9 protein-coding genes are annotated in these 9,759 nt (G+C 33.4%); 1 reads left to right on the top strand and 8 read right to left on the bottom strand.

Going from position 1 to position 9,759, the window contains the following annotated elements; all coding sequences use genetic code 11:
- Positions 1–279: 279 nt before the first annotated feature.
- The 3 genes from ACHZDT_RS18210 to ACHZDT_RS18200 form a co-directional block, all read right to left on the bottom strand.
- Positions 280–870: an NTP transferase domain-containing protein gene (locus ACHZDT_RS18210; protein WP_394776101.1), complete on the bottom strand. Its 591-nt coding sequence runs from the start codon at positions 868–870 to the stop codon at positions 280–282.
- 1 nt (position 871) lies between these two features.
- Entirely contained in the window at positions 872–1,993 is a 1,122-nt protein-coding gene (locus ACHZDT_RS18205; protein ID WP_394776100.1) for an XdhC family protein, read from the bottom strand.
- A 188-nt stretch (positions 1,994–2,181) separates the two neighbouring features.
- Complete coding sequence (locus ACHZDT_RS18200; RefSeq protein WP_394776099.1) at positions 2,182–2,661, bottom strand: copper resistance protein NlpE N-terminal domain-containing protein; 480 nt, start codon at positions 2,659–2,661, stop codon at positions 2,182–2,184.
- A gap of 244 nt (positions 2,662–2,905) precedes the next feature.
- Here ACHZDT_RS18200 and ACHZDT_RS18195 point away from each other — a divergent pair, with 244 nt between their 5' ends.
- On the top strand, positions 2,906–3,238 hold the full coding sequence (locus ACHZDT_RS18195; protein WP_394776098.1) for a YegP family protein: 333 nt from the start codon (positions 2,906–2,908) through the stop codon (positions 3,236–3,238).
- Positions 3,239–3,307: 69 nt separating this feature from the next.
- On the opposite strand, the gene ACHZDT_RS18190 is transcribed toward ACHZDT_RS18195, so the two are convergent.
- From ACHZDT_RS18190 to ACHZDT_RS18170, 5 genes are all read right to left on the bottom strand, one after another.
- Positions 3,308–3,694 (bottom strand): helix-turn-helix transcriptional regulator, encoded by a 387-nt coding sequence (locus ACHZDT_RS18190; RefSeq protein ID WP_394776097.1) that lies wholly within the window; start codon positions 3,692–3,694, stop codon positions 3,308–3,310.
- Between the two features lie 952 nt (positions 3,695–4,646).
- On the bottom strand, positions 4,647–5,540 hold the full coding sequence (locus ACHZDT_RS18185; RefSeq protein WP_394776096.1) for a carbohydrate kinase: 894 nt from the start codon (positions 5,538–5,540) through the stop codon (positions 4,647–4,649).
- An 801-nt stretch (positions 5,541–6,341) separates the two neighbouring features.
- Positions 6,342–6,929, bottom strand: a complete 588-nt coding sequence (locus ACHZDT_RS18180; RefSeq protein ID WP_394776094.1) for a lactate utilization protein C — start codon at positions 6,927–6,929, stop codon at positions 6,342–6,344.
- The gene (locus tag ACHZDT_RS18175) at positions 6,922–8,322 is read right to left on the bottom strand and encodes a lactate utilization protein B (protein WP_394776093.1); all 1,401 of its coding nucleotides are present in this window, start codon (positions 8,320–8,322) and stop codon (positions 6,922–6,924) included. Before ACHZDT_RS18175 ends, ACHZDT_RS18180 begins: the two co-directional genes overlap by 8 nt.
- A gap of 115 nt (positions 8,323–8,437) precedes the next feature.
- Complete coding sequence (locus ACHZDT_RS18170) at positions 8,438–9,178, bottom strand: (Fe-S)-binding protein (protein ID WP_394776092.1); 741 nt, start codon at positions 9,176–9,178, stop codon at positions 8,438–8,440.
- Positions 9,179–9,759: the final 581 nt, after the last annotated feature.

The following is a 9,759-nucleotide window of genomic DNA, read 5'->3' as shown; positions in this document are numbered from 1 at the left end:
AGTCCCAGCGGGACGATATATTTATAGAAAAATTAAAGATTAAGAAAACAGAACCCCAGCGGGGTGAAATGTTTCGTTGCTAATAAATATGTCGCTCCGATGGAGCTTTATCATCAGAATTAAAACAAAATTGCTATAAATATATCGCTCCGCTGGAGCTTTGATTGCGGAATATTCATCAAAGATTATCGACATTCTTTGAGGAGTTTCATGACAAGATTGCGGCAAAACCTTTGCAACTTTGAACCTCTGAACCTTTTAAAAACCTCTGAACCTTTTTTAAGAAATAAGCTTCAAATAATCTTCTTCTGTATCAATATCAATATTTCCTTTTTCGAACGAAATTGAAACTGTATCGTCACGAAATTTATTGATAATTTTTTTTGCGCCTTCTTGACCTTTTAATTCCAGTAATTCATTAAAATATTTTTTATGAAAAAGTACCGGAGTTCCTAAAGTATCTGAATATGTTGATGCTACAATTCCGTTATTAGTTTTATTGTGTTCGCTGATTAAATCCTCAAAAATAGTGGTTGTTACAAACGGCTGATCACAAACGGCAAAAATGCATTTTTCAATTTTGGGATAAAGACGTAATAATTCGGTTAAGCCTTTTGATATTGAAGATGACATTCCTGATTCCCAACCAGGATTAAAAATTGTTGTGGTTTTTGAAGTTGTAATTTCCTTTTCGACCAATTCCTGATTAGCGCCAGTAACAACAACAATTACAGCATTTTGTACTAAAGAAGCTTGCGAAATTGTGTTTTTTAAAAGTGAAGTATTTTTATACGAAAGCAGTTGTTTGGGTTGTCCTAATCGTGATGAATTTCCTGCTGCTAAAATGACGATTCCGGTTATCTCTTTCATATCATGCAAGATTATTTGTACTGTGAATTTTCTCGGTTTTATATTTTAATGAACCTCCGTTTTTCGCGCTCATTACTGCTTTGATTTCTGATACAATCGATAATGCAATTTCCTCTGATGTTTCTGCACCTAAATCAAGTCCGATTGGGCCGAAAATAGTATTGAGTTTTTTGTCGCTAACTTGTATTCCTTCATTATGCAAATCATCAAGCATTCGGTTAAGTTTAGTTTTTGGACCAAGAACTCCAATATAATTGCAATTTGTTTCTAAAAGAAGTTTTAAAACTGCTAAATCATATTTGTAATTGTGTGTAATTAGCACAAAATATGTCTGCTCGTCTATGATTATATTTTCTAATAATTGTTCGGGTTTTACGACAAATATGTTTTTTGCTTCGGGAAATCTCTTTTTTGTGGCGTGAGTCGCACGGCCTTCGCCAATTGTAATTTCCCATCCTAATGAAGATGCGATTTTTACTAATGGCTGAACATCATTTCCTGCGCCCACAATTACAAGTGAAACTGGAGGATTTATGTAGGCTAAAAGTACTTCGTTTTGATTATTATTTTCGATTTTCTTAACAATTGTAGTTTTATTCCGGATCACTATTTTTGCATCTTCGAGAATATTCAATGCGGTTTTATTGCTATAAATTGGCTCAATGCCTTCTCTGTAAAATAATATGGTTCCAATTTGTGTGGCTTGCCTTTCGAGAGAAAAAACAGCAGCAATTACGGCTTCTTTTCGATTGAGTTCTAATTGCTGTAAAAGCTGAATAGGATTATTAACATCTTCATCTTTAATGAATTCAAAAAGTATATGCACAATTCCGTTACAGCCTAATTGCAAACCTACTTCGCTATCATTTTCATTATTTGTATTATAGGTTATGAGTTTATTTTGTTGCTGATTTATTGATAAAAGTGCTTTTCGTAATGCATCGCCTTCAAGACAGCCTCCGCTAATGGCACCGGTTAGCAAACCATCTTCGGTTACAAGCATGCGCGCTCCGGGCTGACGGTATGAAGAACCTTCGACTTTAACGACGGTGGCAAGTGCTGTCTTTTTTCCCGCTGCTTTTGCTGCTGAATATGCTTTTAGAATTTCGCTTATTTCCTTCATATTAATAAATCATTCCTAACAAAAATAGCCAATTATTTTGTTGCCCATGATCTAAAAAGCACTAAAGTATTAACTCAAAAAAATATTTTTTAAAGTAATATTGATTCCGTATAAAATTTGAATAAACATCAAAAGGGTTAAAGTCTTTTATAAAACTTTAACCCTTTTTACAAGGTTTGATTATGATGTTACTTTTTTAATATCAATGTATTATTGAGTTTTGATTTGATGATTTGACGTTTGTTATCGAGCAAATATATTTTGTCCGGAGTCTCGCTCAGATAGCCGTAGTATATTTGTTCATCTTCTGGTTTGTCCCAATTAAGAACGTAAATTGTTCCGTCAGGATCGTCTGCTAAACCTCTTTCTAAATTATAATTGCCATCATCTTCAATTATTTCCTGTGATTTTCCTTTGTATAAACTGCTTAATTCAAATCGATGACTTTCTACTGTTCCATCGCCCTGATAAATTTTCAAAACAGTTTCAATTCCGCTGCAATCCGCGCAAGGCAAGATTCCTTCATATTCTCTTATTTCGCCTACATTGTCAATTTCTTCTATTATATTATCTGTATTTTTAGATGAAACTTTAGTTACTTCATCTTTCTTCGAATGACAAGAGATTAATTGACAAGCAATAATTAACAACACTAATATTTTTTTCATGATTCGGCTTTTTATTAAAACCAAATATACAGAATATTCTTATATTACAAAATGTTTTTCTTATTCAAATAAGTGATAAAACTAGAAAAAATTGAGTAATTTTATTTGGATAAATTAGAAAATCAGATTTGTTTTTTAATAAAATAAATCTGATTTTATTTGTTCTCAAGTCTATTTTGTATGTTGAAGTTTTGTATTTTTATTTCAGCAAAATAAATTATACTTAACTAAAAACAAAAACCTTATGGGAAAATTTGTGATTACTAAAAGAGCCAACGGTGAATTTCAATTTAATTTAAAAGCCGGAAATGGCCAGACAATTTTAAGCAGTGAAGGTTATAGCTCAAAAGCAGGCTGCTCAGGAGGAATCGAATCTGTGAAAACAAACTCGCAGGATGATTCTAAATTTGATAAACTGGAATCGAAAAGCGCAAAACCGTATTTCAATTTAAAAGCTACAAACGGACAAATTATTGGTTCAAGTGAAATGTATGAAAGTACCAGCGCACGTGATAGCGGAATTGCATCAGTAAAATCAAATGCTCCGGACGCGGTTACAGATGACCAAACAGTATAAATATTTATAGAATTGAAAAAGCGGGATTATAAAAGTCCCGCTTTTTTGCTTTTAATTTAAAAAGATCCTTCAAAGATGTCCGTATTTTTCTTTATAACGGGATAATTCTTCTTCTGTTTTGCTTAATAATTTTTCTAATAGTTTTATTTTATCTTCATACAGTACTTTTAGCGTGGCGCTATTATCAGAATTTATCTGGATGCTTCCGTTATTATTTCCTCTCACTTTATTGAAACTATTAAAGTATCTCTGACTGTCAAAACTAATCACGTCTTCGACGCTGACTTCGAGAATACGGGCAATTTCGACCAATTTTATATACGACAGCATTGTTTTTCCTTTTTCAATTTTACTATAACCTGCCTGTGTAACTCCTAGTTGATCCGCCATATATTCCTGAGTATAATTTTTTAATTCTCTTATGCTTTTGATTTTATTTTTTATTGAAGAGGTCATAATTTTATGTGGGGGTATTTTGTATAGCTAAAACTGACCGGTTTTAAACTTTAGTATTACAGCTATATCTTTTTAATGTGTAATATCATAACTACTTCAATAGTAGGTAATTATTGCAGTATGAATTCATTTTTTTTTAGTTGTAATCAAATAACCATATAAAATAGCCGCTGCTATCAAGACTAAATCATAGTGGGTGATTCCTTTTAATAGCATTGGTTTATTTGTTGATTAGTTGTATTTTGTAAAAGCCTATCAAAGTTGCACTCTAAGTAGTGATCAATTTGTTTGCCAATGGCAGGACGATCCAGGCTTTTGATTTTAACCTTGGTTTCTTTTTTATAAATGTCTCTTACAATGACATAATATTCAAAATCGATATCATTGTAAAATCTCAAAATAATAAGAATTGTATATACCAATAAGGTAGGACCTATGTAATACAATTCGATCATAGTAGAGAAAACCATGCAATAATATGCCAAAGCTGTAACTAAAATAAAGACAGAATTTTCAAGAAGGTAGGTCTTCTTTTTTTTGAGTAAACCAAGTTCTACAATTTCATTAAAACTGTATTGCCATCGATTTGATCCATACTGAAACTGGACCTGGTCTTGGGTAAGGGTAAAGAACATAATAATTTGGGATTAATATAAAACAATACTTGTCCCGCAATATTACGCATTCTCCCGTTTTTTTTTCTTACAAACCCTCTTATAGAATATAACTAAAAGTTGTAATTAAATCTAAAAAATATTTTTTTGTCAATTATTCGTTTTTTTGTGCAGAATTTAATTTGCACTTGTTTTTTCTATCGAAATCAGTAATAACGATCTAAATTTTATATTAATAATATTGAATGGCAAATGGATTTTACGGCTTAAACCGATTTTCACTGTCTTTATTTTTCAAATTTCTAATTCCGATTTACAATTTTGGATTATATGCTTTTTTAAGACATCAATTCTTCAATTTTAGCATTTGAAATTTCGGGATTAGCGCCTGGGGATTCGGCTACCAATGCTCCTATTGCACAGGCAAAATCTATTGCTGTTTGCGGATCTTTCCCGGTTAGCAATGAAGTTGTAAGCGCTGCTAAAAATGAATCGCCCGCTCCTACTGTGTCAGCTACTTTTATAGGATATCCAGCATTTTCGTAAAGTTTACCTTTCCATAATAACAATGCGCCGTCTTTGCCTTTTGTGACGCAAATTCCGCTTGCTTTTGTATGTTGTACTATAAAATTGATATTATCTTCTAAAGTTGTAAAAGGTGATTTTAAAGCAGCAGAAATTTCTAATAATTCGTCGTCATTGAATTTTATAAAATCTGCTGATTGCATTAGTTTTTCCAGAATTTCATAAGTATAATGTGGCTTTCTTAAATTTACATCAAAAACTTTGTAAACATTTGTTTCAAGTAATTCTTCGAGCGATTTTCTGGATACTTCGTCTCTGCAAACCAGACTTCCGTAAATTAATACATCTGCATCTTTCACTATATTTTTAGCCTTATCATTCAGTACAATTTTATCCCAGGCCGATGGATAATTTATAACATAACTTGCAGATCCTGTTTTATCTAATGTCACTTCGACTAATCCTGTTGGGTAATCATTTGATTGCATGATAACAGCTGTTTCAAGTCCTAAGTTTTTTACGTGATTGATAATGTCTTCGCCGTCTTTGTCATTGCCCACACAACTAATCATGGCAACATCACAACCTAATGTTTTCATTCGTAAAGCTACATTTAATGGTGCTCCGCCAATTTTTTTTACATTATCAAAAACATCCCAAAGTACTTCTCCGTAGGCTACTGCTTTAAGGTTTTTTATATTATTCATGCTCAACTTATTTTATATTTAATATAGGTTCTAACAATAAAGTTAGACTTTTATTTTTTGTCAGGATATAAAATTCGGGATGCATAATAAGAAAAAAGTGATTTTTGTCATTTGGCTGAAAGGGGAATTACACCAGAAACGCCGCGAAGAATGTCGGCAATGTTTGTCGAATATTGGGATCTGATGCTGTAAATATTATGCTCCGCTGGAGTTTTTGCATAAGCTATAATATTCACAGCATGACGTTATATTTATGGAAATCTATAAGTGTATTAGGCAAAACCCCATCGGGGTGACATATATCGCACCGCTGGAGCTACTCAAGAGAATGTCTAAAATTATGCTAAAAATATTACGCTCCGCCGGAGCTTTTGCTTTTAATCTATATAATAATTGCAGCGTAATGTTATATTTATAAAAATCTATAAGTGTATTCAACAAACCCATAGGGGTGACATATATCGCTCCGCTGGAGCTACTCAAGAGAATGTCTAAAATTATGCTATAAATATTACGCTCCGCCGGAGCTTTTGCTACAATCTATATAATAATCACAGCGTAATGTTATATTTATAAAAATCTATAAATGTATTCAACAAAACCCATGGGGTAATATATATCGCTCAGATGAAGCTATTGAAAAGATTGCTTGCAATTATACTATAAATATTATGCTCGGCTGGAGCTTTTGCTATAATCTATATAATAGTCACAGCGTGACGTTATATTTATAGAAATCTATAAATGTATTCAATAAAACCCCATCGGGGTGATATATATCGTTCCGTGGAGCTTTCATTTTTAATCCAATAAAAAAACAATTAATCCTCTGGCGCCGTGAGCTCCAAGAACTAACGATTGTTCGATATCAGCCGTTTTTGATGGACCGGCAATAAAAGTTCCAAAACCATATTCCTGATTCCCAATTCTTTCATATGCCTGATGCATTGTGGCAACGATATCTTTTTTGTGAACTATGATTGCCAGATATTGCGCAATAAAAGGTGAAATGCGCTGTCCTAAAATATCGTCTGTAACCCAAAGTGCACTATTTTCGGCAACGCCAAAATATGCTTTTATAATATTTAATTCTACATCCTGAAGTGAATGCGGATCGTCATTTTTCCAGTCTAAAGAGGCAATTTCTGAAAGTTCCGGAATTGTGGTTATAATGCGTTTTTCAATTGTATAATTCGTTTTGATATATTCTAAAATTTCGGCGTAGTTTGTAACTTCTACAGAATCTCCACCAATATTTTTCAGGACGATTTTATAGGTTTCGAGAATATTAAATTGCTCTGAACCTAACAGATTCAGGTTTGGCAATTCAGTAACAAAATCAGGTTGGTTTTGCTTTATTTTCTGTAAAATATCCGCTTTACTACTCATTATCTTTTGCTTTTGATTCTCTTGAATTTTTCTTGTACCATTCTCTAAAAGATTCCTCAGGAACATCTGGCATTTCGCGTTGATCGTACCATTTGTTCATTTTATTATTGACTAATCCGGGAATATTTTTCATTACAAAACGACCTGATTTTCCGGCAATATTAAAGATAGTTGGATTCGCCAAAACCTTTGCCATTGCATTCATAGCAATTGTTTTTGATTTTGGCGTATGTCCTTCTTTAACCAAAACCTGACGCCATTTGTACAATTGGTCGTGTATGTCGATTTTTACCGGACAAACATTTGTACATGAACCACAAAGTGTACTTGCAAATGGCAAATCGGCATTTTTGCTCATGTCTAAATTGGGTGCTAAAATCGCTCCAATGGGGCCTGCAACTGCGTTATGATAACTGTGTCCGCCACTTCGTCTATAAACCGGACACGTATTCATGCATGCGCCACAACGAATGCATTTTAAGGAATTTCTAAAATCTTCTCTTCCTAATTGTGTGCTTCTGCCATTATCTACAATGACGATATGAATTTCTTTTCCGTCTCTTGGTTTCTTAAAATGGCTCGAAAAAGTAGTTATAAGTTGTCCTGTTGCGCTTCTTGCCAATAATCTAAGGAAAACGCCTAGATGTTTGCGTTGCGGAATTAACTTTTCAAATCCCATGCAGGCAATATGAACATCGGCTAAATGTGCGCCCATATCCGCGTTTCCTTCATTGGTGCAAACCACAATTTCGCCCGTTTCTGCAATGGCAAAATTGACTCCCGTCAAAGCTACTTTTCTGGTGAGGAATGTATTTCTTAAACTTAAACGAGCCGATTCGGTTAAATATTGAGGATCGATGTTTCCTTTTTCTGTTCCAAGATGTTCATGGAAAGTTTCACTTACATCTTCTTTTTTAAGGTGAATTGCAGGCAAAACAATATGACTTGGCGGTTCTTTACGAAGCTGAACTATATATTCTCCTAAATCCGAATCGATGACTTCAATGCCTTTTTCAGCTAAATAATCGTTTAAATGGCATTCTTCTGTAAGCATTGATTTTGATTTCACCATTTGCCTTACATCGTGTTTTGCCATTATCGAATGCACAATTTCGTTGTGTTCTTTCGCATCAGCCGCCCAATGTACTTTTATTCCGTTTTTCTGGGCATTTGCTTCAAATTCAATTAAATAATCGTGAATGTTTGAAAGTACATTATTTTTAATTTGTGAAGCGGTTTCACGAAGTATTTCCCAATCCGGGATTTGATGCGCCGCTTTATCTCGCTTTTCACGAACAAACCAAAGTGTTTCGTCGTGCCAGTTTACCCGTTCTACGTCTTTATTAAAATGCGCTGCTGCTTCGCTGTGTTCTAATGTTTTTTTTGAAGACATCTTTTTATCTTATTTATTTCACCATTAAGACATTAAGTAATTTAAGACAAAGCTTTATGAACTTAATCTCTTAATGGTAAAAGAAAATTAAGTTTAATTTTAAAAAATCATTTACTTACTTTTCGAACGAATTTAATATTTCGGCGATATGAATGGTTTTTATTGGGCTTTTTTGTCTTTTTAGAATTCCTTCTAAATGCATTAAACACGACATATCTCCGCCTGTAATATAATCAACTTCTTGATTTTCATGATCTTTGATTCGGTCTTGTCCCATTTTTACCGAAACTGCTTCTTCGGTCACACAAAATGTTCCGCCAAAACCACAGCATTCATCTTTTCTGGATAAAGAAACCAAATCCAATCCTTTTATATTGTGCAGTAATTGTTCCGGTTTTGAGAAAAATGGTGCGTTTAATTCTGTCATCTGCGAAAGCTTTAATCCGCGTTGACCGTGACAACTTACATGCATTCCTACTCTGTAAGGAAAATTTCCTTCTATAGATTCTATTTTTAAAATATCGGTAATAAATTCTGTTAATTCGAATACTTTCTTTCGCATTTCTGCTGCGAATTCTTCTTGTTTTTCATCATGTAAATGTTCTTTTACATGTAAAACGCAACTTCCGGACGGACAAACGATATAATCAAATTCGGCAAAATTGGCGATGAAATTAGCGTCACAGCCTTTGGTTAAATATTGATATCCGCTATTTGCCATAGGTTGTCCGCAACAGGTTTGCCCCATTGGAAAATGAACCTCGCAACCTAATTTCTGCAAAAGTTCATAGGTTGCAATGGCTACTTTTGGGTAAAACTGGTCGACATAACACGGTATAAATAATCCTATTTTCATATTCTGGATAATTATTTAATCCTTATATCTGTGGCTATATTTTTAATTAATAGCTTATGGATTTTACAGATTGAACTGGTTTTTACAGATTTTTATTTTTGCCACGAATTTCACGAATCAGCCCGAATTAATTAGTAAAAATGTGTGCAATTCGTGGTGAATAATTTTAATTTTTTTTAATCCTTAATCTGTGGCTAATATTTACACAGATTTATTCTCATTTTTGTCATTTTGAGGAATCTCATTAAGTAGCTCCGCAAAGTTGAATTACAAATCTTTGTCGAGTTTCTTACGGAGATCCCTCGTTCCTCGGGATGACAATACTAAACGGCAATGCATTATAAACAACTTTTCCTCATTTTTTGTCATTACGAGGCACGAGGAATCTCATCAAGTAGCTCCGCACAGTTGGGTGACAATCTTTGTAGACTTTCTTGTGTGATCCTTCCTCCGTCAGGATGACAAACAAGATCCTAATCTGCGTGAAACAAAAATCTTTTTAATCATTTTAATCTGTGGCTAAAATTTTCTCTCGCAGATTTTGCAGATCAAGCAGATTTTTTAATTTTTAATTTTTAATT

Origin of the sequence: Flavobacterium sp. (assembly GCF_043722275.1) — a bacterium.
Classification (GTDB): Bacteria; Bacteroidota; Bacteroidia; order Flavobacteriales; family Flavobacteriaceae; genus Flavobacterium.
The sequence above is the reverse complement of the archived record's forward strand: the minus strand, read 5'-3'. Positions and strand labels throughout refer to the sequence as shown.

What these genes read in the sequence shown, in the direction of transcription:
- ACHZDT_RS18210 (WP_394776101.1), bottom strand. Translation starts at nt 870, where the DNA reads ATGAAAGAGATAACCGGAATCGTCATTTTAGCAGCAGGAAATTCATCA.
- ACHZDT_RS18205 (WP_394776100.1), bottom strand. Translation starts at nt 1,993, where the DNA reads ATGAAGGAAATAAGCGAAATTCTAAAAGCATATTCAGCAGCAAAAGCA.
- ACHZDT_RS18200 (WP_394776099.1), bottom strand. Translation starts at nt 2,661, where the DNA reads ATGAAAAAAATATTAGTGTTGTTAATTATTGCTTGTCAATTAATCTCT.
- ACHZDT_RS18195 (WP_394776098.1), top strand. Translation starts at nt 2,906, where the DNA reads ATGGGAAAATTTGTGATTACTAAAAGAGCCAACGGTGAATTTCAATTT.
- ACHZDT_RS18190 (WP_394776097.1), bottom strand. Translation starts at nt 3,694, where the DNA reads ATGACCTCTTCAATAAAAAATAAAATCAAAAGCATAAGAGAATTAAAA.
- ACHZDT_RS18185 (WP_394776096.1), bottom strand. Translation starts at nt 5,540, where the DNA reads ATGAATAATATAAAAAACCTTAAAGCAGTAGCCTACGGAGAAGTACTT.
- ACHZDT_RS18180 (WP_394776094.1), bottom strand. Translation starts at nt 6,929, where the DNA reads ATGAGTAGTAAAGCGGATATTTTACAGAAAATAAAGCAAAACCAACCT.
- ACHZDT_RS18175 (WP_394776093.1), bottom strand. Translation starts at nt 8,322, where the DNA reads ATGTCTTCAAAAAAAACATTAGAACACAGCGAAGCAGCAGCGCATTTT.
- ACHZDT_RS18170 (WP_394776092.1), bottom strand. Translation starts at nt 9,178, where the DNA reads ATGAAAATAGGATTATTTATACCGTGTTATGTCGACCAGTTTTACCCA.